Origin of the sequence: Pseudomonas sp. 22085, from assembly GCF_052045815.1 — a bacterium.
Lineage (GTDB): Bacteria > Pseudomonadota > Gammaproteobacteria > Pseudomonadales > Pseudomonadaceae > Aquipseudomonas > Aquipseudomonas glycinae.
The window spans coordinates 55814-79675 of the sequence record NZ_JBQEQA010000020.1 but is presented as its reverse complement, the minus strand read 5'-3'; the positions used below and the strand labels follow the sequence as shown (position 1 = coordinate 79675).

20 protein-coding genes are annotated in these 23862 nt (G+C 59.6%); 1 reads left to right on the top strand and 19 read right to left on the bottom strand.

The window, feature by feature from the left end:
- Positions 1 to 4 precede the first annotated feature (4 nt).
- The 19 genes from ACTJK7_RS22730 to rpsB form a co-directional block, all read right to left on the bottom strand.
- Complete coding sequence (locus ACTJK7_RS22730) at positions 5 to 1636, bottom strand: CTP synthase (protein ID WP_011332696.1); 1632 nt, start codon at positions 1634 to 1636, stop codon at positions 5 to 7.
- A 274-nt stretch (positions 1637 to 1910) separates the two neighbouring features.
- Positions 1911 to 3239 carry a tRNA lysidine(34) synthetase TilS gene (tilS, locus tag ACTJK7_RS22725; protein WP_323151104.1) on the bottom strand — a complete coding sequence of 443 codons (1329 nt, stop codon included), beginning with the start codon at positions 3237 to 3239 and terminating at the stop codon, positions 1911 to 1913.
- Between the two features lie 146 nt (positions 3240 to 3385).
- Positions 3386 to 4333: an acetyl-CoA carboxylase carboxyltransferase subunit alpha gene (locus ACTJK7_RS22720; protein WP_064379018.1), complete on the bottom strand. Its 948-nt coding sequence runs from the start codon at positions 4331 to 4333 to the stop codon at positions 3386 to 3388.
- Between the two features lie 139 nt (positions 4334 to 4472).
- The gene (dnaE, locus tag ACTJK7_RS22715) at positions 4473 to 7994 is read right to left on the bottom strand and encodes a DNA polymerase III subunit alpha (protein WP_108559821.1); all 3522 of its coding nucleotides are present in this window, start codon (positions 7992 to 7994) and stop codon (positions 4473 to 4475) included.
- Between the two features lie 76 nt (positions 7995 to 8070).
- Positions 8071 to 8697, bottom strand: coding sequence for a ribonuclease HII (gene rnhB / locus ACTJK7_RS22710; RefSeq protein ID WP_064379016.1), 627 nt, complete (start codon positions 8695 to 8697; stop codon positions 8071 to 8073).
- A gap of 11 nt (positions 8698 to 8708) precedes the next feature.
- Positions 8709 to 9839: a lipid-A-disaccharide synthase gene (gene lpxB / locus ACTJK7_RS22705; RefSeq protein WP_108559819.1), complete on the bottom strand. Its 1131-nt coding sequence runs from the start codon at positions 9837 to 9839 to the stop codon at positions 8709 to 8711.
- A gap of 2 nt (positions 9840 to 9841) precedes the next feature.
- Complete coding sequence (gene lpxA / locus ACTJK7_RS22700) at positions 9842 to 10618, bottom strand: acyl-ACP--UDP-N-acetylglucosamine O-acyltransferase (RefSeq protein WP_108559817.1); 777 nt, start codon at positions 10616 to 10618, stop codon at positions 9842 to 9844.
- Positions 10615 to 11055, bottom strand: coding sequence for a 3-hydroxyacyl-ACP dehydratase FabZ (fabZ, locus tag ACTJK7_RS22695; protein WP_003222142.1), 441 nt, complete (start codon positions 11053 to 11055; stop codon positions 10615 to 10617). Before fabZ ends, lpxA begins: the two co-directional genes overlap by 4 nt.
- 106 nt (positions 11056 to 11161) lie before the next feature.
- The gene (gene lpxD / locus ACTJK7_RS22690; RefSeq protein WP_064379013.1) at positions 11162 to 12217 is read right to left on the bottom strand and encodes a UDP-3-O-(3-hydroxymyristoyl)glucosamine N-acyltransferase; all 1056 of its coding nucleotides are present in this window, start codon (positions 12215 to 12217) and stop codon (positions 11162 to 11164) included.
- 3 nt (positions 12218 to 12220) lie between these two features.
- Positions 12221 to 12724: an OmpH family outer membrane protein gene (locus ACTJK7_RS22685; RefSeq protein ID WP_003222140.1), complete on the bottom strand. Its 504-nt coding sequence runs from the start codon at positions 12722 to 12724 to the stop codon at positions 12221 to 12223.
- Between the two features lie 45 nt (positions 12725 to 12769).
- The gene (gene bamA, locus ACTJK7_RS22680; protein WP_440780702.1) at positions 12770 to 15145 is read right to left on the bottom strand and encodes an outer membrane protein assembly factor BamA; all 2376 of its coding nucleotides are present in this window, start codon (positions 15143 to 15145) and stop codon (positions 12770 to 12772) included.
- A gap of 74 nt (positions 15146 to 15219) precedes the next feature.
- A complete protein-coding gene (gene rseP, locus ACTJK7_RS22675) occupies positions 15220 to 16572 on the bottom strand; it encodes a sigma E protease regulator RseP (protein ID WP_323151103.1) in 1353 nt (450 codons plus the stop codon).
- Positions 16573 to 16625: 53 nt separating this feature from the next.
- Positions 16626 to 17816, bottom strand: a complete 1191-nt coding sequence (gene ispC, locus ACTJK7_RS22670) for a 1-deoxy-D-xylulose-5-phosphate reductoisomerase (RefSeq protein ID WP_108563649.1) — start codon at positions 17814 to 17816, stop codon at positions 16626 to 16628.
- Positions 17813 to 18619: a phosphatidate cytidylyltransferase gene (locus ACTJK7_RS22665; RefSeq protein ID WP_011332686.1), complete on the bottom strand. Its 807-nt coding sequence runs from the start codon at positions 18617 to 18619 to the stop codon at positions 17813 to 17815. The genes ispC and ACTJK7_RS22665 overlap by 4 nt, the downstream gene beginning before the upstream one ends.
- Complete coding sequence (gene uppS / locus ACTJK7_RS22660; RefSeq protein ID WP_064379010.1) at positions 18619 to 19374, bottom strand: polyprenyl diphosphate synthase; 756 nt, start codon at positions 19372 to 19374, stop codon at positions 18619 to 18621. Before uppS ends, ACTJK7_RS22665 begins: the two co-directional genes overlap by 1 nt.
- A gap of 14 nt (positions 19375 to 19388) precedes the next feature.
- Complete coding sequence (gene frr / locus ACTJK7_RS22655) at positions 19389 to 19946, bottom strand: ribosome recycling factor (RefSeq protein ID WP_011332684.1); 558 nt, start codon at positions 19944 to 19946, stop codon at positions 19389 to 19391.
- Positions 19943 to 20686 carry a UMP kinase gene (gene pyrH, locus ACTJK7_RS22650; RefSeq protein WP_011332683.1) on the bottom strand — a complete coding sequence of 248 codons (744 nt, stop codon included), beginning with the start codon at positions 20684 to 20686 and terminating at the stop codon, positions 19943 to 19945. Before pyrH ends, frr begins: the two co-directional genes overlap by 4 nt.
- Positions 20687 to 20897: 211 nt before the next feature.
- Positions 20898 to 21761, bottom strand: coding sequence for a translation elongation factor Ts (gene tsf / locus ACTJK7_RS22645; RefSeq protein ID WP_108559815.1), 864 nt, complete (start codon positions 21759 to 21761; stop codon positions 20898 to 20900).
- Between the two features lie 190 nt (positions 21762 to 21951).
- On the bottom strand, positions 21952 to 22689 hold the full coding sequence (gene rpsB / locus ACTJK7_RS22640; RefSeq protein WP_008052780.1) for a 30S ribosomal protein S2: 738 nt from the start codon (positions 22687 to 22689) through the stop codon (positions 21952 to 21954).
- Positions 22690 to 23063: 374 nt separating this feature from the next.
- Between rpsB and map the strand changes: the two genes are divergently transcribed.
- Positions 23064 to 23846, top strand: a complete 783-nt coding sequence (gene map, locus ACTJK7_RS22635; RefSeq protein WP_039769663.1) for a type I methionyl aminopeptidase — start codon at positions 23064 to 23066, stop codon at positions 23844 to 23846.
- The last annotated feature ends 16 nt before the right edge of the window (positions 23847 to 23862 follow it).

Below are 23862 nucleotides of genomic sequence, written 5' to 3'. Positions count from 1 at the left end.
GGGGTTACGCCTTCTTCTGGTGTTGAGCCAATGCCGCTTTGACGAAGCCGCTGAACAGCGGATGGCCATCGCGTGGCGTCGAGGTGAACTCAGGGTGGAACTGGCAAGCGACGAACCATGGATGATCCGGTGCTTCGACCACTTCAACCAGCGCTGCATCGGAAGAACGACCGGAAATCTTCAGGCCGGCCTCGATGATTTGCGGCAGCAGGTTGTTGTTCACTTCGTAACGGTGACGGTGACGTTCGACAATCACATCCTTGCCGTAGCAGTCGTGCACCTTGGAGCCGGCTTCGAGCAGGCATTCCTGAGCGCCGAGGCGCATGGTGCCGCCCAGGTCGGACGCTTCGGTACGCACTTCAACGGCACCGGTGGCGTCTTCCCACTCGGTGATCAGACCGACAACCGGGTGGCCGCTGGCACGATCGAACTCGGTGGAGTTGGCGTCTTTCCAGCCCAGCACGTTACGGGCGAACTCGATGACCGCCACTTGCATGCCCAGGCAGATACCCAGGTATGGAACCTTGTTTTCGCGAGCGTATTGAACGGCAGTGATCTTGCCTTCCACGCCACGCAGACCGAAGCCGCCCGGTACGAGGATCGCGTCGACGCCTTCCAGCAGGGCAGTGCCCTGGTTTTCGATGTCTTCGGAATCGATGTAGCGCAGGTTGACCTTGGTGCGGTTGGTGATGCCGGCGTGACTCATCGCTTCGATCAGCGACTTGTAGGCGTCCAGCAGCTCCATGTACTTGCCGACCATCGCGATGGTGACTTCGTGCTCCGGGTTCAGCTTGGCATCGACAACCTTTTCCCACTCGGACAGGTCGGCGCCATTGCATTGCAGGCCGAAACGCTCGACGACGAAATCGTCCAGACCCTGAGCGTGCAGCACGGCCGGGATCTTGTAGATGGTGTCGACGTCTTCCAGGGAGATCACCGCACGCTCTTCAACGTTGGTGAACAGCGCGATCTTGCGACGCGAAGACACATCCACCGGATGGTCGGAGCGGCAGATCAGCACGTCTGGCTGCAGACCGATCGAACGCAGCTCTTTTACGGAGTGCTGGGTCGGCTTGGTCTTGGTCTCGCCCGCAGTGGCGATGTACGGAACCAGGGTCAGGTGCATCAGCATCGCGCGCTTGGAACCGACTTCCACACGCAGCTGGCGGATGGCTTCGAGGAACGGTTGCGATTCGATGTCGCCAACGGTACCGCCGATTTCCACCAGGGCCACGTCGGCATCGCCGGCGCCCTTGATGATGCGACGCTTGATTTCGTCGGTGATGTGCGGAATCACCTGGATGGTTGCACCCAGGTAGTCACCACGGCGCTCTTTGCGCAGCACGTGCTCGTAGACACGGCCGGTGGTGAAGTTGTTGTTCTGGGTCATGGTCGTGCGGATGAACCGCTCGTAGTGGCCCAGGTCCAGGTCGGTCTCGGCGCCGTCGTGGGTGACGAACACTTCACCGTGCTGGAACGGGCTCATGGTGCCCGGGTCGACGTTGATGTACGGATCCAGCTTCAGCATGGTGACCTTAAGCCCCCGCGCCTCCAGGATGGCCGCCAATGAAGCCGATGCAATGCCTTTCCCCAAAGAAGAAACAACACCGCCCGTGACGAATATGTAGCGCGTCATGAAAAACCCTAGAAGTCTGCGTTAAAGCGGTCCGAGCCGCCGGGGAAAGCGAAGGAAGGCCGAAGCCCCCGATCACCTGCATTAATCACAGTGCACCTTTCAAAAAAACCGCCGCGTTGGGACAGACCGGAAGTGAAAACACCGGTACGTTGCTCGCTACACATTTTTTGGAATCGCCCAGCAAAGACTGCTTGGTAATCGGCAACTCCTGCAATTCAGGCGAATCCACAGAAGTTGTATCAAGAAGGGAGCGTAGTCTACCGGAATGCCCCCTTCATCTCAAACCTTGATCTTCGTCAGAAGGCTGCCAATGCAATCGCCAGCCCTCCAGCGCATTGCCGTCGAGCCCCGGCAGGTTCGCCACGGCGAGCAATTCCTTACCGCGAAACAGCAGCGGCAATCTGCCACGCACGAAGCCCGGCACCGCGCGCTCATTGAGCAGGCGCTTGAGATCACGATGACCGCGATCCGCCAGATGCATCACCTCGCCGCCCTGCCGATAGCGGATTTGCAGCGGCCCGACGGGAGTCTGACCGCTGAACATGACACGTCCGTTATCGGGCAAGCGTAGCGCCAGCGATGGCTCGTGCCAGTTGCCGCTGACTACCGGCGCGCGCAACCATTGCCCGCTGAGCCACCACAGGCGACCGGCGCTTCGGTGCAGCTCGCCATCCGCCAGACGCCAGATCGGCGAGGCATCGCTACCGGCGTCCCGCAGATCCGTCCAACCCGACCAATGGTCGGTATCCGGCAGTCGGGTCAACGGCTCAAGCCAGTGGCTGAGTGCATTTCGCTGACGGGCATCGGACAACCCTGCGATGGCCGAAAACTCCAGTGACGGCAATCCCGGCCACTCGAACTCAGCGGGCAATTTCGCAGTAGCCAGATCGATTTGCGCCAGCTCATCGAGCAAACCTTGCGCCTCACGCAGATGCGCCGCGCTGCGGGCCATGCTGGCGTGCGCCTGAGGCCAGCGACCGCTCAGCAACGGCAGAACCTGATGCCGTAGATAGTTGCGCGAAAACTGTCGATCCTGATTCGACGGGTCCTCGACCCAATGCAGGCCATGGTCCTGCGCATAGGCTTCCAGCTCGGCACGCGTGACGTCGAGCAACGGCCGAACCAGACTGCCCTGCCCCAGCGCTCGCTGGACTGGCATGCCTGAGAGACCTCTGACCCCGGCGCCACGCAACAGCCGGAACAACAGTGTTTCAGCCTGATCGTCGCGATGCTGCCCGGTCAGCAGCACATCCTCGGCCTGGGTCGCCGCAATGAACGCTGCGTAGCGCGCATCCCGCGCCGCCCGCTCCAGACTCGCCCCCGGCGGCACCTGCACACGCACCACTTGCAACGGCACCGCCAGTTCATCGCAGACAGCCTGACAATGCGCCGGCCACGCGTCGGCCACAGCCTGAAGGCCGTGATGGACATGGATGGCGCTTAGCGCCGGAATGGATTGGGTTTCGGCGAGTTTGGCCAGGAGGTGCAGCAGAACGGTGGAATCGAGGCCACCGGAGAAGGCGATGCGCCAATGGGAAGCACCGAGCCAGGGCTTGAGATTGCGCAGAAGCCTGGAAGGCAAATCAATCGAGGGCTGGCCCATTTTTCTACCTTTTCACAAACCAAATGTGGGAGCGGGCTTGCTCGCGAAAGCGCTGAAACAGCCAACACAGTCGTTGAATGTTACATCGCATTCGCGGGCAAGCCCGCTCCCACAGTGTTTTGCATCGCTGGTCGAAACGGCTCGACTTAGAGACCGTAGCTCATCAGACGATCGTAACGACGCTTGAGCAGCGCTTCGTTGTCGAACTTCTTCAGCATCGCCAGTTGCGAGCTCAGCTCGGCGCGGATCGAGGCCGCAGCGGCGGCCGGATCACGATGGGCGCCGCCCAGAGGCTCGCTGATCACCTTGTCGACGATGCCCAGGCCTTTCAGACGCTCGGCGGTGATGCCCATCGCCTCGGCAGCATCCGGCGCCTTCTCTGCGGTTTTCCACAGAATCGAAGCGCAACCTTCCGGCGAGATCACCGCGTAGGTCGAGTACTGCAGCATGTTCAACTGGTCGCACACACCGATTGCCAGTGCACCGCCGGAACCACCTTCACCAATCACGGTGGCGATGATCGGGGTTTTCAGGCGAGCCATGACACGCAGGTTCCAGGCGATCGCTTCGCTCTGGTTGCGCTCTTCGGCGTCGATCCCGGGGTAGGCGCCCGGGGTATCGATGAAGGTCAGGATCGGCATCTTGAATCGCTCGGCCATTTCCATCAGGCGGCAAGCCTTGCGGTAGCCTTCCGGACGCGGCATGCCGAAGTTGCGGCGTACCTTTTCACGTACTTCACGGCCCTTCTGGTGACCGATCACCATCACTGGCTGGTCTTCCAGACGTGCCACGCCGCCCACAATGGCCGCGTCGTCGGAGAAGTGACGGTCACCGTGCAGTTCGTCGAACTCGGTGAAGATGTGGTCGATGTAGTCCAGGGTGTAGGGACGTTTCGGGTGACGCGCCAGACGTGCGATCTGCCAGCTGGTCAGCTTGCCGAAGATGTCTTCGGTGAGCGTCTTGCTCTTGTCCTGCAGGCGGGAGATCTCATCGCCGATATTCAGCGAATTGTCATTACCGACCAAGCGCAACTCTTCGATCTTGGCTTGCAGGTCGGCGATCGGCTGTTCGAAATCTAGAAAATTCGGGTTCATAGGCGTCCGTCTTGGGTCGTGTCCCAAATGAGCTTGGGCCGGCCGGTTGTCTATTCGCGCCCTACCTTAAGGGAGAGGCGCGCTGAGGTCGAGATTAAAAATTCAGGTTGTGGGCAGGCGCTTTGATGGCACCTCCCGGTCAACGGTATTGGAGGAAGACGTTGTCTCGCCCGAACTGGTCACGCAGGGCTTGAATCAAGGCATCCGCCGGGTCGATCCGCCAGGTCTCGCCAAACTGCAGCAAGGTCTTGGCGTCGGGGCTGGTGTATTCCATGGTGATCGGGCACGCCCCGCGATGACGCTTGAGCAAATCACCCAACCAGCGTAGCTGATCGCCTTTCAGGTCCTGGGTCTGCAACTTCAGGCGCAGGCTCTCGGCCAGGTTGGTGCGCGCATCTTCCATGCTCATCACCCGCTTGACCCGCAGCCGCAGGCCGCCGGAGAAGTCGTCGTTGCTGACCTCGCCTTCGACCACCACCATCGCATCGGTCTGCAACAGCGATTGCGCAGAATGGAACGCATCGGCAAACAGCGACGCCTCGATCCGCCCGGAGCGGTCGTCGAGGGTGATGAAGCCCATCTTGTCGCCCTTTTTGTTCTTCATCACCCGCAGGGCGATGATCATCCCCGCCACGGTCTGTGTATCACGGGCCGGTTTCAGGTCGATGATGCGCTGACGGGCGAAACGGCGGATTTCGCCTTCGTACTCGTCGATCGGGTGACCGGTCAGGTACAGGCCCAAGGTGTCTTTTTCACCTTTGAGCCGCTCTTTGAGGGTCAGCTCTTTCGCCTTGCGATGAACCGCGTAAACGTCCGCGTCTTCCTCGACGAACAGCCCGCCAAACAGGTCGGCGTGGCCGCTGTCTCGGGTGCGCGCGGTCTGCTCGGCCGACTTGATCGCCTCTTCCATCGCCGCCAGCAGCACGGCGCGGTTGCGGTCGATGTTGGCCTGATAGGCCTTCTGCTCGTCGTGGAAGTACGGGCCGAGGCGATCCAGCGCACCGCTGCGGATCAGTCCGTCCAGCGTGCGCTTGTTGATACGTTTGAGGTCGACCCGGGCGCAGAAGTCGAACAGGTCCTTGAACGGACCGGTCTGACGGGCCTCGGTGATCGCTTCCACCGGGCCTTCACCGACGCCTTTGATCGCGCCCAGGCCGTATACGATGCGGCCCTCGTCGTTCACCGTGAACTTGAACTCCGAAGTGTTCACGTCCGGCGCGTCGAGGCGCAGCTTCATCGTGCGCACTTCCTCGATCAAGGTCACGACCTTGTCGGTGTTGTGCATGTCCGCCGACAGTACCGCAGCCATGAACGGCGCCGGGTAGTGAGCCTTCAGCCAGGCAGTCTGATACGAGACCAGGCCGTAGGCGGCGGAGTGGGATTTGTTGAAGCCGTAACCGGCGAACTTTTCCACCAGGTCGAAAATGTTACCGGCCAGATCCGCGTCGATATTGTTCGACGCACAACCCTCAATGAAACCGCCGCGCTGCTTGGCCATTTCCTCGGGCTTCTTCTTACCCATCGCCCGACGCAGCATGTCCGCGCCACCGAGGGTATAACCGGCCATGACCTGGGCGATCTGCATCACCTGTTCCTGATACAGGATGATGCCGTAGGTCGGTGCCAGTACCGGCTGCAGGCCTTCGTACTGGTAATCCGGGTGCGGATACGCAAGTTCCGCGCGACCGTGCTTACGGTTGATGAAGTCATCCACCATGCCCGATTGCAGCGGCCCGGGACGGAACAGGGCCACCAGTGCGATCAAGTCTTCGAGGCAGTCGGGCTTGAGCTTTTTGATCAGCTCTTTCATCCCACGGGATTCAAGCTGGAACACCGCGGTGGTTTCAGCTTTTTGCAGCAGCTGATAAGTCGGCTTGTCATCCAGCGGGATGAACGCGATGTCCAGCGGCGGCTCGTTGACCTTGGCGCGGTCGCGGTTGATGGTCTTCAGCGCCCAGTCGATGATCGTCAGGGTCCGCAGACCGAGGAAGTCGAACTTCACCAGACCGGCCGCCTCGACGTCGTCCTTGTCGAACTGGGTCACCAGACCGTCGCCGGCCTCGTCGCAATAGATCGGCGAGAAGTCGGTCAGCTTGGTCGGCGCGATCACCACACCACCGGCGTGTTTACCGACGTTACGCACCACGCCTTCGAGCTTGCGCGCCATCTCCCAGATTTCCGCCGCTTCCTCATCGACCTTGATGAAGTCGCGCAGGATTTCTTCCTGCTCGTAGGCTTTTTCCAGGGTCATGCCGACTTCGAACGGAATCATCTTCGACAGGCGATCCGCCAGGCCGAACGATTTGCCCTGGGCCCGCGCCACGTCGCGGACCACAGCCTTCGCCGCCATGGAACCGAAGGTGATGATCTGGCTCACCGCGTTGCGGCCGTACTTTTCGGCCACGTAATCGATCACCCGGTCGCGACCGTCCATGCAGAAGTCGACGTCGAAGTCGGGCATCGATACCCGTTCCGGGTTGAGGAAACGTTCGAACAGCAGGTCATATTCCAGCGGGTCGAGGTCGGTGATCTTCTGTACATAGGCCACCAGCGATCCGGCACCCGACCCCCGGCCTGGGCCCACCGGAACACCGTTGTTCTTGGCCCACTGGATAAAGTCCATCACGATCAGGAAGTAACCGGGGAACCCCATCTGGATGATGATATCCAGCTCGAAATTCAGCCGGTCGACGTAGACCTGACGCTTGGCCTCGTAGTCCTCGGTGGTGTCTTTGGGCAGCAACACGCTGAGGCGCTCTTCCAGACCATCGAACGAGACCTTGCGGAAATACTCGTCAATGGTCATGCCATCGGGAATCGGGTAATCCGGCAGGAAGTGCTTGCCCAGTTTCACGTCGATGTTGCATCGCTTGGCGATCTCGACGGTGTTCTCGATCGCATCGGGCAGGTCGCTGAACAGCTCGGCCATTTCCTCGGCGCTTTTCAGGTACTGCTGGTCGCTGTAGTTCTTGGATCGCCGTGGGTCGTCGAGGGCCCGGCCCTCACCGATGCAGACACGGGTTTCGTGGGCGGCGAAGTCTTCCTGCTTGATGAAGCGTACGTCGTTCGTAGCTACCAACGGCGCGCCGAGCTTGTCGGCCAGGGCGACGGCACCGTGCAACTGCTCTTCGTCGTTCGGACGGTTGGTACGCTGAATTTCCAGATAGAAACGATCCGGGAACACCGCCATCCATTCGCGGGCCAGCGCCTCGGCTTCGGCGGGGTTGCCGCCGATCATGGCCATGCCGATCTCGCCTTCTTTGGCGGCGGACAGCATGATCAGGCCTTCGTTGGCCTCGGCGACCCACTCGCGCTCGATGATGACCATGCCGTTACGCTGACCGTCGATGAAGCCACGGGAAATCAGCTCGGTCAGGTTGCGATAGCCCTGGGCATTCATGACCAGCAGGCTGATCCGGCTCAGCGGCCCGTCCGGGTCCTTGTTCGACAGCCACAGGTCGGCGCCGCAGATCGGCTTGATCCCGGCACCCATGGCGTTTTTATAGAATTTGACCAGCGAACACATGTTGTTCTGGTCGGTCACCGCTACGGCCGGCATGCCCATGCCGGTCAGGGCCTTGACCAGCGGCTTGATCCGCACCAGCCCGTCGACCAGGGAGTATTCAGTGTGCAGGCGTAGATGAACGAATGAAGCCGGCATAGTGATCCTGTCCAGTTACATAGAGACAACAAGGCCCGGATTGTACCGGGCCCTGAACAAAACATCAGCCTTGCCGCTAAACCTGCGTCAGGCCTTCGAGCGCTTCATAAGCCTGCCGCACCGGGGCAAACGAACGCCGGTGAATCGGCGTCGGCCCGAGGCGTGACAGCGCTTCCAGATGAACGGGGGTCGGATAGCCTTTATGGCCGCCGATGCCGTAACCCGGGTAGATCAATTCGAACGCCGCCATCTCGCGGTCGCGGCTGACCTTGGCCAGAATCGATGCTGCTGCAATCGCCGGCACCTTGCCGTCGCCCTGCACCACGGCTTCGGAACGCATTGGCAGTTTCGGACAGCGGTTGCCGTCGATCATCGCCAGTTTCGGCTGGATGTGCAGGCCAGCGACCGCGCGCTGCATCGCCAGCATGGTGGCGTGAAGGATGTTCAGCTCGTCGATTTCTTCGACTTCGGCGCGGGCGATGCACCAACTGAGCGCCTTCTCGCAGATTTCGTCGTAGAGTTTCTCGCGCTTGGCTTCGGTGAGTTTCTTCGAGTCGTTGAGACCGAGAATCGGGCGGTTCGGATCGAGGATAACCGCGGCCGTGACGACCGCGCCGCACAGCGGGCCACGACCGACTTCATCGACGCCGGCCACCAGCTCTTCGACTTCGGCGACCAGGGTGAAATCCAGGCCCATCTGCATGCTTGTCTTGCTCATCGTGTGTGCCCGATCAGGTTCAGAACGGCGTCAGCCGCCTGATTGGAAGCGTCCAGGCGCAGGGTGCGATGGATCTCGTCGAAGCCACGGGTCTGCTCTTCGCCACCATCGATCAATGGCGACAGGGTCTGGGCAAGTGCCTCAACCGTCGCATCATCCTGCAACAATTCCGGCACCAGCAATCGCTGGGCCAGCAAGTTCGGCAGGGACACGTACGGGCTCTTGACCATGCGTTTGAGAATCCAGAACGTCAGCGGCGCAAGACGATAGGCCACGACCATCGGGCGCTTGTACAGCAGCGCTTCCAGGGTCGCCGTGCCTGACGCGATCAGGACCGCATTGCACGCCGCCAGGGCCAGGTGAGATTGGCCATTGAGCAAGGTCACCGGCAGATCACGACCGGCCAGCAGCTCTTCGAGTTGGGCGCAACGCTCGGGGTTGGCGCAGGGTATGACGAAACGCACACCCGGGCGCATGGCACGCAGGCGTTCGGCGGTATCGAGGAACAGCGCCCCCAGACGGCTGACCTCGCCACCCCGGCTGCCGGGCATCAAAGCCACCAGAGGGCCGTCCGGCAGACCGAGTTCGGCCCGCGCAGCAGAGCGATCGGCTTCCAGCGGAATGGTATCGGCCAGTGTATGACCGACGAACCGCACCGGTACGCCCTTCTCTTCGTAGAATCTGGCTTCGAATGGCAGCAGCGTGAGCATCAGGTCGCAGCCTTCGCGGATCTTCAGCACCCGCTTCTGCCGCCACGCCCACACCGACGGGCTGACGTAGTGCACGGTCTTGATTCCGGCCTGACGCAGCTTGAGTTCGATATTGAGGTTGAAATCCGGTGCGTCGATGCCGATGAACACATCCGGTTTTTCAGCGATGAGCGTGGCGATCAGATCCTTGCGGCGCTTGAGCAGTTCACGCAAGCGTCCCAGGACTTCCACCAGCCCCATGACCGACAGACGCTCCATCGGAAAATAGGAAGTCAGGCCTTCGGCCTGCATCAGCGGGCCGCCGACACCGATGAACTCCACCGCAGGGTGCTGTGCCTTGAGGGCACGCATCAGGCCTGCGCCCAGAATGTCACCGGAAGCCTCCCCCGCCACCAGCGCAATACGCAGATTGGCCATGGTCAGCGGGTGATGCCGCGGGTCGACGACTGGATGGAGTCACGGAACATCGCGACCTCCGGGAACTGGGCGGACAGCTCGGCCAGCTCGGCCAACGCCTGCTCAACGGTCAGTCCCTGGCGATACACCGTTTTGTACGCACGGCGCAGGGCGTGGATGGCGTCTTCACTGAAACCGCGACGGCGCATGCCCTCGAAGTTCATGCTACGCGCTTCGGCCGGGTTGCCGAATACGGTGACGAACGCCGGAACATCCTTGCCGATGGCCGTGCCCATGCCGGAAAAGCTGTGGGCGCCGATGTGGCAATACTGATGCACCAGGGTAAAACCAGAGAGGATTGCCCAGTCATCAACGTGCACATGGCCGGCCAACGCGGTGTTGTTGACCAGAATGCAGTGGTTGCCGATGACGCTGTCATGTCCGATGTGGGCATAGGCCATGATCAGGTTGTGATCACCCAGGGTCGTTTCGGAACGATCCTGAACGGTGCCACGGTGAATCGTCACGCCTTCGCGGATGACGTTGTGGTCACCGATCACCAGGCGGGTTTCTTCGCCCTTGTATTTCAGGTCCGGCGTGTCTTCGCCTACCGAGGAAAACTGGTAGATGCGGTTGTGCTTGCCGATACGGGTCGGACCTTTGAGGATCACGTGTGGCCCGATGACCGTACCCTCGCCGATTTCCACACCTGCACCGATGATCGACCACGGGCCGACCTCGACGCCATCAGCCAGGACGGCCGATGGATCGATGATTGCGCGAGGGTCAATCAAACTCATAGCTTGCGTTCCGCACAGATGATTTCAGCCGAGCAGACCGGTTTGCCATCGACCGAAGCCTGGCATTCGAACTTCCAGATCTGACGCTTGCAACTGATGAACTTGGCTTCCAGGATCAACTGATCGCCCGGCAGCACTGGCTGGCGGAAACGCAGTTTGTCGGAGCCAACGAAGTAATAAAGGGTGCCGTCGGCCGGTTTCACGTCAAGCATCTTGAAACCGAGGATCCCGGCAGCCTGAGCCATGGCTTCGATGATCAGCACACCCGGCATGATCGGGTGCGCCGGGAAGTGACCGTTGAAGAACGGCTCGTTGATGCTGACATTCTTGTAGGCGCGAATGCGCTTGCCTTCCGTATCCAGCTCCACTACCCGATCCACCAGCAGGAACGGGTAACGGTGAGGCAGGTATTCGCGAATCTCGTTGATGTCCATCATTTCGGGGGGAAGCCTATGTAAAGATTGGGAGCGCGACTGACGCGCACTCCTCTAGCAAATCAAGGAGGCAGTCCAGAGGCTGTGCACACTTGATATGGAAATGGTATCAGCCTTCAGATGAAGCATTACCGTCGGGGGTCACTTCCCCGAACCGCTTTTCCAGCTGTTTCAAACGTCGCGCGATGTCATCGAGCTGACGAATACGGGCCGCGCTTTTGCGCCATTCGGCCGCAGGTTGCATGGCTGTGCCGGAAGAATAGGCACCCGGCTCGGTAATCGAGTGGGTCACCATGGTCATTCCGGTCAGGAATACGTTGTCGCAAATATCGATGTGCCCTACCAGGCCAACACCCCCGGCGAGCATGCAGTGCTTGCCGATTTTGGTGCTGCCGGAAATCCCCACGCATGCCGCCATGGCGGTGTGATCACCGACCTGCACGTTGTGGGCGATCTGAATCTGGTTGTCGAGTTTCACGCCATTGCCGATCACGGTATCGGCCAACGCACCGCGGTCGATGGCGGTGTTCACGCCAATCTCCACATCGTCACCGATGGTCACGCCGCCGATCTGGGCGATCTTCTGCCAAACACCCTTCTCGTTGGCAAAACCGAAGCCTTCACCGCCGAGCACGGCGCCGGACTGGATCACCACCCGCTTGCCGATCCGCACATCGTGATACAGCGTGACCCGCGGGGCCAGCCAGCCGCCCTCGCCGATTTCGCTGCGGGCTCCGACAACGCAATGCGCGCCGAGCGTCACGTCTGCACCGATTCGCGCACCGGCTTCGATCACCACGAAGGGACCGATACTGGCGCTCGGGTCGACCACGGCATCCTCGGCGATCACGGCCGTCGGATGGACGCCGGCAGCGGCCTTGGGTTTCGGATCGAACAGATGGGAAATGCGTGCGTAAGCCAGGTAAGGATCAGGCACCACCAGCGCATTACCGGCATAACCTTCCGCGTCGGCAGCCTTGAGCAACAGGGCTGCGGCTTGCGAGCCAGCCAGGTATTTACGGTATTGGGGGTTTGCCAGAAAGCTCAACTGAGCTGGGCCAGCCTCCTGCAAGGTGGCTAGCCCAGTGATTTGCTTCTCGGGGTCGCCACTCAGGGTGGCGCCGAGGAACTCGGCCAACTGGCCGAGCTTGATAGTCACGGTCATGGGTTACTTCAGCTGATTCATGCGCTCGATAACCTGGCGCGTGATGTCGTACTGAGGCTTGACATCGATCACTGCGCCACGCTCGAACACCAGGTCAAAACCACCTTTCTTGATGACTTCTTCCACTGCGCTATCCAGTTTCGGCTTCAGTTGCTTGAGCATTTCGCGGTCGGCAACGGCTTTTGCTTCATTCAGTTCCTTGGACTGGAACTGGAAGTCACGCGCCTTTTGCTTGAACTCAAGCTCCAGACGCTCGCGTTCGCCCTGCTGCATCTTGTCACCACCGGCCATCAGACGATCCTGAATACCCTTGGCGCTGCTTTCCAGTGTCTTGAGCTTGGTCAGTTGCGGGCCGAACTTTTTCTCCGCATCTACGGCGTACTTCTTGGCTGCGTCGGATTCCAGCAGTGCCATCTGATAGTTCAGAACGGCGATTTTCATGTCGGCAAATGCCGGGCCTGCCACCAGTACGGAGGCCAGGAGAACCAATTGAGTCAACTTACGCACGATGCACTCCTACAAAATCCATTGTCGTTGTCTTGGGTCAGACGCTTAGAACGTCTGGCCCAGGGAGAATTGGAACACTTGAGTTTCAGCTTCATCCGGTTTCTTGATCGGCATCGCCAGGGCAAAGCTCAGCGGGCCCAGTGCGGTGACCCAGGTCACGCCGACACCGACGGAGCTGGCCATGTTGCTCAGACTGATGTCGTTGCACTTGGTGTTCGACGACGAGCCATTGGCGTTGGTAGTGTCCTTGCACTGCGAATCGAACACGTTACCCACATCCCAGAATACCGACGTACGCAGAGAGCGTTGATCCTTGACGAACGGTAGCGGGAACAGAACTTCCACGCCGCCCTGAATCAGGACATTGCCACCGAACGGCAGCGGGTCCTGGTCCGGGTCTACCGATGTACCCGGGTTGGTGCCACGGCTCGGGGTACTGCGCGGACCGAGCGTGCTGTCTTTAAAGCCACGTACCGAGTTGAAACCACCAGCATAGTAGTTTTCATAGAACGGCAAGCCGTCGGTCGAACCGTAGCCGTCACCATAGCCCAGCTCGGTGTGCAGACGCAGGGTGTAGTTTTCGCTGATCGGCTGGAACAACTGAGCACGGTAGTCGAGCTTGTAGAACGACAGGTCGCTGCCTGGAATCGTGGTTTCCAGCGTCAAGCTCTGGGAACGGCCACGGGTTGGCAATACACCCTTGTTCAAGGTCGACTCGGACCAGCCGGCCGATGCCTTGAAGTTCAGGTAGTTATCACCTTCCTTGTTAACGAAGTCGAAAATCTCGTCAACGGTGTACTTACCGGTCTTGATCTTGTCCTGTTGAGCGGACAGACCAAAGGTCAGTCGTGAAGTCTCGCTGATCGGGTAGCCCACGTTCACGCCGGCACCCAGGCTGTCTACCGCATAGCTCGCTACGTCGACGTCGAGGTCTTTGTAGTCGGTGGTGCGGTAGAACGCGTTGTAACCCAGGCTCACGCCATCGGCGGTCCAGTAGGGGTCAACGTAGCCGAAGTTGTAGCGGCTCTGGTATTCGCTGCGGGTCAGACCGACGCTGACGCGGTTACCGGTACCGAGGAAGTTGTTCTGGGTGATCGAACCACCGAGGATCAGACCGGCGCTCTGGGCGAAACCGACGCTGGCAGTGATCGAACCGGAGGCCTGCTCTTCAACGCTGTAGTTCACGTCAACCTGGTCGTCGACACCTGGCACGGCCGGGGTTTCGACGTTGACCTCTTTAAAGAAGCCCAGACGCTCCAGACGGGTCTTGGACTGATCGATCAGGTAAGTCGAAGCCCAGCCACCTTCCATCTGACGCATTTCACGGCGCAGCACTTCGTCCTCGGACTTGGTGTTGCCACGGAAGTTGATGCGGTTGACGTAGGCACGCTTGCCCGGATCGACGGCAAACAGGATATCGACGGTGTGATCTTCGTCGTGCGGTTGTGGCACGCCGTTGACGTTGGCGAAGGTGTAACCCTCGTTGCCCAGACGACGGGTGATCAGTTCGGACGTGGTGGTCATCAGCTTGCGCGAGAACACCTGGCCTTTCTGCACCAGCAACAGGGATTTGACCTGGTCCTCAGGGACTTTCAGGTCACCGCTGAGCTTGACGTCACGAACAGTGTACTTCTCGCCTTCGTTAACGTTGACGGTGATGTAGACGTGCTTCTTGTCCGGGGTGATGGACACCTGGGTCGAAGCGATATCCATGTTGATATAGCCGCGATCCAGGTAGTAGGAACGCAGACGCTCCAGGTCACCGGACAGCTTTTCACGAGCGTACTTGTCGTCGTTCTTGAAGAACGACAGCCAGTTGGTGGTTTTCAGTTCGAACAGGTCGGTCAGGTCTTCCTCGGGGAAAACCGTGTTGCCCACCACGTTGATGTGCTGAATGGCGGCGACGGTGCCTTCGTTGATCTTCACTTTCAGGCCGACGCGGTTGCGCGGCTGCGACACCACTTCGGTATCGACGGTAGCCGAGTAACGACCTTGTGCAACGTATTGACGCTGCAGCTCGTTACGCACACCTTCAAGGGTCGCGCGCTGGAAGATCTCGCCTTCGGCCAGACCGGATTGCTTGAGGCCTTTCATCAGGTCTTCGGTGGAGATCGCCTTGTTGCCTTCGATCTCGATGCTGGCGACCGAGGGACGCTCGACGACAGTGATCACCAGGACGTTGCCTTCGCGGCCCAGCTGGATATCTTGAAAGAAACCGGTTTTGAACAACGCACGAGTGGATTCCACCAGGCGACGATCATCCGCCTGCTCGCCGACGTTCAACGGCAAGGCACCAAAGACGCTACCCGCGGAGACCCGCTGGAGGCCATTGACGCGAATATCAGAGATAGTGAAGGACTCGGCGTGAACTTCGGCGATCATCAATACGGTGAGAACCGCAGTTAGCAGCAGACGTTTCATGAAGTCCTTTCTTATTCCAACTGGCAATAAACAAACTGCCGCAAAATGCGGCAGATTCGCAATTCAGCGAAGCGTTACAGACGACCCAGATCGTTGACCAGAGCAAGCAACATCACTCCGACCACCAAGCTGATACCAATCTGTATCCCCCAACCTTGCACCCGATCCGACAAGGGACGACCACGCGCCCACTCGATCAGATAAAACAACAAATGCCCCCCATCCAGCACAGGAATGGGCAGCAAATTCAGAACCCCCAGGCTAATACTCAGATAAGCAAGGAAATTCAGGAAATCAGCGACGCCCGACTGGGCAGAAGCGCCCGCCACTTTAGCAATGGTTATCGGTCCACTCAAGTTTTTTACCGAGAGCTCGCCGAAGAGCATTTTCTTCAGTGAATCCAGCGTCAGGACGCTCATGGTCCAGGTACGACGGGCACCCTCACCAATCGCTGCCAAAGGACCGTAGCTGACCTCGCGAATCATTTCCGGTGGCCAGTCGACAGCCTTCACGCCCGCCCCCAGGTAACCGCTTGGCGACTTCTTCTCACCACGTGCAGCCAATGTCACAGGGACGTCGATTTGAACACCGTCGCGCTCGACGCGCAGCACGATTTTGGTATCAGGACGCGTACGAACGGTGTCGACCACCTGCTGCCAGTCATCCAGCGCCTTGCCATCGAGCGTCAGCAGACGGTCGCCGGTTTTCAGCCCGGCTGCCTGGGCCGGACCTTTCGGGTCGAGCTCGGCAAGAACTGGCGGCAACGCCGGACGCCAAGGGCGAATGCCGAGGGAGCGAATCGGATCCGGCTCGTCAGCCCCCTTGAGCCATTTATCGAGTGCCAGCTCACGCGGCGTATCAGCCGTGGAACCCTGCTCGCGCACCAGTAACTGCAGTGAACCGCTTTCGCCCAGACGCCGCACCAGTTGCAGATTGACCGCAGCCCAGCCCGAGGTCGGCTCACCGTCGATCGCGACGATTTCCTGACCGGCGCTCAGTCCAGCTGTCGCGGCGATGCTGCCGGGCTCGACAGAACCGATGACCGGGCGGATCTGCTCGCTGCCGAGCATCGCCAACACCCAGAAGAACACCAGCGCCAGCAGAAAGTTGGCCACAGGGCCGGCCGCTACAATGGCGATACGCTGACGCACCGACTTGCGATTGAATGACTGATGAAGCTGATCGGCCGGCACTTCACCTTCACGCTCGTCGAGCATCTTGACATAGCCGCCCAGCGGAATCGCGGCGACTACGAACTCGGTGCCCTGCTTGTCATGCCAGCGCAGCAGCGGCATGCCGAAGCCCACGGAGAAACGCAAAACCTTGACGCCACAGCGACGCGCGACCCAGAAATGGCCGAATTCGTGAAAGGTGACCAACACACCCAGAGCGATCAGGGTGCCGGCAATCATATAGAGCGCGCTCATCTACTTTCTCCGCAATCCTGTCCAGTGCCGCGTGAGGCCATCTGTTGCAAAACCTACCGGCCGTAACGAGTCAGCCACTGCCCGGCCAATGTACGGGCAGTTGCATCGGCGGTGAACACCGCATCGAGATCATCCAGCGCCACTACAGGCTCCAGATTCAAGACTTCCTCGATGATACTCGCGATTTCCAGGTAGCGAACCCGTCCGTCGAGAAACGCCGCAACCGCCACTTCATTCGCCGCATTGAGCATCGCCGGGGCGCTGTTTCCCGCCTCGGCCGCCTGCCGCGCAAGCCGAAGGCACGGGAAGCGCTCTTCGTCGGGCGCTTCGAAATCCAGGCGTGCTACAGCGAACAGATCCAGCGGCGCCACGCCCGAGTCAATGCGCTCAGGCCAGGCCAGGGCATTGGCAATCGGCGTGCGCATGTCGGGATTGCCCAACTGCGCCAGCACCGAACCGTCCACATAATCGACCAGCGAATGAATCACGCTTTGTGGATGAATCACCACTTCGACTTGCGAAGGCTTGGCATCGAACAACCAGCAGGCTTCGATCAATTCGAGCCCTTTGTTCATCATGCTGGCCGAATCCACGGAAATCTTGCGCCCCATCGACCAGTTCGGGTGGGCACAGGCCTGGTCCGGTGAAACATGCGCCAATTCGGCCATTGGCGTCTGCCGGAAAGGACCACCGGAAGCTGTCAGCAAAATCCGACGAACCCCGACGTTACCCAGCCCGCGAGCAAAGTCCTGCGGCATGCACTGGAAAATTGCGTTGTGTTCGCTGTCGATCGGCAACAGGACCGAGCCGCTCTTGCGCACCGCCTGCATGAACAAGGCGCCGGACATGACCAGCGCTTCCTTGTTGGCCAGAAGAATCTTCTTGCCCGCCTCGACAGCCGCCAGAGTCGGGCGCAAACCCGCCGCGCCGACAATGGCCGCCATGACGGCATCCACCTCAGGCGCAGCAGCGACCTGACACAAGCCTTCCTCGCCAACCAGCACCTGCGTCGACAGGCCAGCGGCTCGTAAATCGTCCTGCAGGTTGCGGGCAGCACCGGCCTCCGGCACTACCGCATATTTGGGGAGATGGCGAACACACAGGGCAAACAGTTCGCTCAGACGGGTAAAACCGCTCAGGGCGAAAGCCTGATAACGATCCGGATGCCGAGCGATAACGTCCAGCGTACTCAGACCGATCGATCCGGTCGCGCCCAGGACGGTAATCTGCTGTGGGCGACTCACGATGCCGCCATCCACAACAGCACTGCAAAGACCGGGATCGCCGCCGTCAGGCTGTCGATGCGATCCAGCACGCCACCATGCCCCGGCAGCAGATTACTGCTGTCCTTGATGCCGGACTGGCGCTTGAACATGCTTTCGGTCAGATCACCCACCACAGAGATGAAGACAATCACCGCTGCACCGATCAACCCCTTGAACAGTTGCGCCACCGTCCAGTCACGGAACAGTGCGACCAGGGTGGTGATGACCAGGCTCAGCGCCAGACCGCCATACACGCCTTCCCAACTTTTGCCGGGACTGACTTGCGGCGCCAGCTTGCGCTTGCCGAATGCACGACCGGAGAAGTACGCCCCGATATCAGCCCCCCAGACCAGCACCATCACTGCCATGATCAGCCAGTTACCGAGCGGGTACTGCTTGATCAGCACCAGCCCCTGCCAGGCAGGCAACAGAATCAGCAAGCCGATCACCAGTTTGCTGGCGGCACTGGACCAGCGCTCGCTGGAACGCGGATACGTCAGCACCAGCCAGGTCGCCAGTGCCCACCAGATTACCGAAGCACCCAGCACCCAAGGCGCCAGCCCCGGAAGGATGTACATGACAAACAGCATCAGCGCGACGACCGCCGCGTAGCCGACACGAAATGCCTGCGCGGTGAAACCGGCCAGACGCGCCCACTCCCAGGCACCCAGACTCACGACCAGCCCGATGAACAGAGCAAAGCCGGAACCTTCGAGCAGGAAAAAACCGCCCAAGGCGATCGGCAACAGAATCAGTGCAGTGATGATGCGTTGTTTAAGCATTAAACCCGGGCTCCAGCTTCGACCTGCTCGCTCGTTTTACCAAAGCGACGCTGGCGCAAAGCGAAATCGGCCAGCGCATTGCGCATGGCTTCGTGTTTGAAGTCCGGCCAGAACAGGTCGGAGAAGTACAACTCGGCGTAAGCCAACTGCCACAAGAGGAAGTTGCTGATGCGATGCTCGCCGCCGGTGCGGATGCACAGGTCGGGCAACGGCAGATCACCAGTGACCAGACAGGTCTGCAGCAGATCCGGCGTGATGTCTTCCGGTCGCAGATGACCCGCCTGAACTTCACGCGCCAGACGCTGCGCCGCTTGCGCAATGTCCCACTGACCGCCGTAATTGGCGGCGATCTGCAGAATGAAGCGGTTGGCACCAGCGGTCATCGCTTCAGCCTCACGCATGGCTGCCTGAAGCTCGGGATGAAACCGCGTACGGTCGCCGATGATGCGCAGACTGATGTTGTTGTCGTTCAGGCGTTTGGCTTCACGACGCAGCGCCTTGAAGAACAGATCCATCAAGGCGCTGACCTCGTCAGCCGGACGCTGCCAGTTTTCACTGGAAAAGGCGAACAGGGTGAGCACTTCGACCTTGGCCTCGGCACACACCTCGATCACCGCCCGCACAGCATCCACGCCAGCCTTATGCCCGGCGACACCCGGCATAAAGCGTTTTTTCGCCCAGCGATTATTGCCATCCATGATGATCGCGACATGGCGCGGCACCGTGGACGGCGCAGTCTGCTTGGTCTTGTCCATTTAAAACTCGACCCTTATACGGCCATCAGGTCTTTTTCTTTCTCGGCCAGCTTGGCGTCGATTTCAGCCACGAACTTCTTGGTCAGATCGTCGATCTCGCCTGCGGCGCGACGCTCTTCGTCTTCGCTGATTTCCTTTTCCTTGACCAGATCCTTCAGGGAGCTGTTCGCATCGCGACGGATGTTGCGCACGGCAACACGGGCGTCTTCTGCCACGTCACGCGCCTGCTTGGTGAAACCGCGACGGGTTTCTTCGGTCAGGGCCGGCATGCTGATCAGCAGCAGCTCACCCAGATTGGTCGGGTTCAGGTTCAGACCCGCGCTACCGATAGCCTTGTCGACGGCGCCCAGCATGTTGCGCTCGAACGCAACGACTTGCAGCGTACGGGCATCCTTGACGGTGATGTTGGCCACTTGCTTGATCGGGGTATCAGCGCCGTAGTAAGGCACCATCACACCTTCCAGGATGCTTGGGTGTGCCTGACCGGTACGGATACGGCCGAAGTTGTGAGCCAGGGACTCAACGGACTTCGTCATGCGCTCTTTGGCGTCTTTCTTGATTTCGTTGATCATTGTTGGACTTCCTCGATCAGAGTGCCTTCAGCGCCACCATGCACGATGTTCAGCAGGGCGCCCGGCTTGTTCATGTTAAATACGCGCAGCGGCATCTTGTGATCGCGGCACAGACAGATAGCCGTCAGATCCATTACACCCAGCTTGCGATCCAGCACTTCATCGTATGTCAGATGATCGAACTTCTCGGCATGCGGGTCTTTGAACGGGTCAGCGGTGTAGACGCCATCGACCTTGGTCGCCTTGAGCACGACGTCCGCGTCGATTTCAATGGCGCGCAGGCAGGCTGCCGAATCCGTGGTAAAGAACGGATTGCCGGTACCGGCCGCAAAAATCACCACGTCCTTGGAGTTCAGGTGGCGCATGGCCTTGCGACGGTCATAGTGGTCGGTCACGCCAACCATGGAAATGGCCGACATCACGATGGCCGAGATATTGGCACGTTCCAGCGCGTCGCGCATGGCCAGGGCGTTCATCACAGTGGCCAGCATGCCCATGTGGTCGCCCGTGACCCGATCCATGCCGGCCTTGCTCAGCGCTTCACCGCGGAACAGGTTGCCACCACCAATCACCAGACCGACCTGAACGCCGATACCGACCAGCTGGCCGACTTCCAGCGCCATGCGATCCAGCACTTTCGGATCGATCCCGAACTCTTCCGAGCCCATCAGGGCCTCGCCGCTAAGCTTGAGTAGAATGCGTTTATAGCGAGCCTGATAACCACTGCCCTGCTGAGCCATTGCGAATCTCTCCTGCGGCGTATTTTAAAAATTCTTTGCGAGCTGTTTACAGCTGGCGTTCACTCTAGCTTGGCGCTGCTTCAGCGCCATCGGAACATGGCTTTGTAAGTCAGTTCCAAGGGGAAACCAATTAAAAATTGATAACCCTATCTGAAAAGAGGCTGCGCGCGTGAGCGGGCAGCCTCTTTCGGGCGACAGTTGAAAAACTGTCTTATTGCTTGGCGGCAGCCAGCTGGGCAGCAACTTCTTCAGCGAAGTTGTCGACCGGCTTCTCGATGCCTTCGCCTACTTTGAAGTAGGTGAAGGAAACGATTTCAGCGCCGCCTTTCTTGGCCAGCTCGCCAACCTTGATTTCAGGGTTCTTGACGAACGCCTGCTCAACCAGGCTCGCTTCTGCCAGGAACTTGCTGATACGGCCCTTGACCATGTTCTCAACAATGTTTTCTGGCTTGCCTTTGATTTTTTCTTCGTTCAGCTGCAGGAACACAGCTTTTTCACGCTCGATCGCTTCCTCGGAGACTTGCGAAGGCAGCAGGAACTCAGGGTTGCTTGCAGCAACGTGCATCGCGATGTCTTTGGCCAGCTCGACGTCGCCGCCTTTCAGGACAACAGCAACACCGATCTTGTTGCCGTGCAGGTAGGTGCCGACGACGTCGCCTTCTACGCGCACCAGGCGACGAATGTTGACGTTCTCGCCTACTTTGGCAACCAGTGCTTCGCGAGCAGCTTCTTGAGCAGCGATCAGCGGAGCAGCGTCGGTCAGCTTGTCAGCGAATGCTTTGTCGACGCTGGCAGCAACGAAGTTTTTGAAGTCGTCCTGCAGAGCCAGGAAGTCGGTCTGCGAGTTGACTTCGATCAGAACGGCAGCCTTGCCGTCGTCCTTGATGGCGATAGCGCCTTCAGCGGCAACGTTGCCAGCTTTCTTGGCAGCCTTGATGGCGCCCGAAGCACGCATGTCATCAATGGCTTTTTCGATGTCGCCGCCAGCCTTTTCCAGGGCTTTCTTGCAATCCATCATGCCTTCGCCGGTACGCTCGCGCAGTTCTTTGACCAACGCTGCAGTAATTGCTGCCATTTTCAAATTCCTCTTGGATAGGTTTTCAACCATTCCACCCGATCGAACGGGCGTTCAATTCTTCCCGAGCCACCTTGTAGCCGCTGCACGTTACAGATGCTGTAGCTGCGCTGCCGACAGATGGTTTTCGAGGTGGCAAAAAGGGGGCCAAGCCCCCTTTTTGCTTACTGAGTCAACGCCAGGGCGTCAATTACTCAGCTGCAGCCTGAGTTTCTTCAGCTGCGAATTCTACAGTACCGCCAGCAACGTTGTTGCGACCGCGGATGACTGCGTCAGCCATCGAACCCATGTACAGCTGGATAGCGCGGATTGCGTCATCGTTGCCTGGGATGATGTAGTCAACGCCTTCCGGGCTGCTGTTGGTATCGACAACGCCGATGACCGGGATGCCCAGCTTGTTGGCTTCGGTGATCGCGATGCGCTCGTGGTCAACGTCGATCACGAACAGTGCGTCTGGCAGACCGCCCATGTCCTTGATGCCGCCCAGGGAGCGATCCAGCTTCTCAAGATCGCGAGTGCGCATCAGCGCTTCTTTCTTGGTCAGCTTGGCGAAAGTACCGTCTTCGGCTTGTACTTCAAGGTCACGCAGACGCTTGATGGAAGCACGGATGGTCTTGAAGTTGGTCAGCATGCCGCCCAACCAGCGGTGATCGACGTACGGCGAACCGCAACGTGCTGCTTCTTCAGCAACGATCTTGCCAGCGGAACGCTTGGTGCCGACGAACAGAATCTTGTTTTTGCCCTGGGCCAGACGCTCTACGAAAGTCAGAGCTTCGTTGAACATTGGCAGGGTTTTTTCAAGGTTGATGATGTGAATCTTGTTACGCGCGCCGAAAATGTATTTACCCATTTTCGGATTCCAGTAACGGGTTTGGTGACCGAAGTGCACACCGGCCTTCAGCATATCGCGCATGTTGACTTGGGACATGATAGTTCCTTGATAAGTCGGGTTGGGCCTCCACGTATCCCAATGACCAACCATTGATCCGAGGATCAAAGGCACCCAGGCCATCGTGTCGACACGTGTGTGGGTTAATGCTCCCGGGGCTATCCCCGGAAAGCGGCGCATTTTATACCACAGGGACGACGCAAACGGAACCCGGAATCTGCAATCGCGTCAGGGACATGCGCGCCAGCCCCTTGGAATCGGGACAATGCACCGCATTGTATAGAGAGAAGCGATGCACGCAGGCGCGGATTTGCGCCTTTGGTCTGTTAGAATCGCGTTTTTCGGGGCCGCCAAATCAACAGTTGCGCCCCTGTTCGTATCAGCAAGCGCCGCCGAGCGCAGAGAGAGCCTGTATGACCGTCACCCTCAAAACCCCCGAGGACATCGCTGGCATGCGTGTCGCCGGCAAACTGGCCGCCGATGTGCTGGAAATGATTGCCGAGCACGTCAAGCCGGGCGTGACCACCGATGAGCTGAACCAGATCTGCCACGACTATATCGTCAACGTGCAGCAGGCCATCCCCGCCCCGCTCAACTACAAGGGCTACCCGAAGTCGATCTGCACCTCGATCAACCACGTGGTCTGCCACGGCATCCCGAACGACAAGCCGCTGAAAAACGGTGACACCCTGAACATCGACGTCACCGTGATCAAGGACGGCTACCACGGCGACACCAGCCGCATGTTCCACGTCGGCACCGTGCCGGTCTGGGCCGAGCGCCTGTCGCAGGTCACCCAGGAATGCATGTACAAGGCGATCGAAATCGTCAAACCCGGCTGCCGCCTCGGTGACATCGGCGAAATCATTCAGAAGCACGCGGAAAAGAACGGCTTCTCGGTGGTGCGTGAGTTCTGCGGCCATGGCATCGGCAAGGTGTTCCACGAAGAGCCGCAGATCCTGCACTACGGCCGCGCCGGCACCGGCATGGAACTGAAGGCCGGCATGACCTTCACTATCGAGCCGATGATCAACCAGGGCAAGGCCGACACCAAAGTACTGGGCGACGGCTGGACCGCGATCACCAAGGATCGCAAGCTGTCGGCACAGTGGGAACACACTTTGCTTGTCACCGACACCGGCTACGAGATCTTCACCCTGCGCAGCGACGACACGATCCCGCGCATCTCGGCCTGACCCAGACACCGCTCCC

Excerpts from the sequence above, each read along its gene's own strand:
- frr (WP_011332684.1), bottom strand. The coding sequence starts at position 19,946 with ATGATCAACGAAATCAAGAAAGACGCCAAAGAGCGCATGACGAAGTCC.
- ACTJK7_RS22665 (WP_011332686.1), bottom strand. The coding sequence starts at position 18,619 with ATGCTTAAACAACGCATCATCACTGCACTGATTCTGTTGCCGATCGCC.
- lpxB (WP_108559819.1), bottom strand. The coding sequence starts at position 9,839 with ATGGCCAATCTGCGTATTGCGCTGGTGGCGGGGGAGGCTTCCGGTGAC.
- map (WP_039769663.1), top strand. The coding sequence starts at position 23,064 with ATGACCGTCACCCTCAAAACCCCCGAGGACATCGCTGGCATGCGTGTC.
- tilS (WP_323151104.1), bottom strand. The coding sequence starts at position 3,239 with ATGGGCCAGCCCTCGATTGATTTGCCTTCCAGGCTTCTGCGCAATCTC.
- rpsB (WP_008052780.1), bottom strand. The coding sequence starts at position 22,689 with ATGTCCCAAGTCAACATGCGCGATATGCTGAAGGCCGGTGTGCACTTC.
- ACTJK7_RS22720 (WP_064379018.1), bottom strand. The coding sequence starts at position 4,333 with ATGAACCCGAATTTTCTAGATTTCGAACAGCCGATCGCCGACCTGCAA.
- bamA (WP_440780702.1), bottom strand. The coding sequence starts at position 15,145 with ATGAAACGTCTGCTGCTAACTGCGGTTCTCACCGTATTGATGATCGCC.
- lpxD (WP_064379013.1), bottom strand. The coding sequence starts at position 12,217 with ATGACCGTGACTATCAAGCTCGGCCAGTTGGCCGAGTTCCTCGGCGCC.
- uppS (WP_064379010.1), bottom strand. The coding sequence starts at position 19,374 with ATGGACAAGACCAAGCAGACTGCGCCGTCCACGGTGCCGCGCCATGTC.
- ACTJK7_RS22730 (WP_011332696.1), bottom strand. The coding sequence starts at position 1,636 with ATGACGCGCTACATATTCGTCACGGGCGGTGTTGTTTCTTCTTTGGGG.
- rseP (WP_323151103.1), bottom strand. The coding sequence starts at position 16,572 with ATGAGCGCGCTCTATATGATTGCCGGCACCCTGATCGCTCTGGGTGTG.
- fabZ (WP_003222142.1), bottom strand. The coding sequence starts at position 11,055 with ATGATGGACATCAACGAGATTCGCGAATACCTGCCTCACCGTTACCCG.
- lpxA (WP_108559817.1), bottom strand. The coding sequence starts at position 10,618 with ATGAGTTTGATTGACCCTCGCGCAATCATCGATCCATCGGCCGTCCTG.
- dnaE (WP_108559821.1), bottom strand. The coding sequence starts at position 7,994 with ATGCCGGCTTCATTCGTTCATCTACGCCTGCACACTGAATACTCCCTG.
- rnhB (WP_064379016.1), bottom strand. The coding sequence starts at position 8,697 with ATGCAGATGGGCCTGGATTTCACCCTGGTCGCCGAAGTCGAAGAGCTG.
- tsf (WP_108559815.1), bottom strand. The coding sequence starts at position 21,761 with ATGGCAGCAATTACTGCAGCGTTGGTCAAAGAACTGCGCGAGCGTACC.
- pyrH (WP_011332683.1), bottom strand. The coding sequence starts at position 20,686 with ATGGCTCAGCAGGGCAGTGGTTATCAGGCTCGCTATAAACGCATTCTA.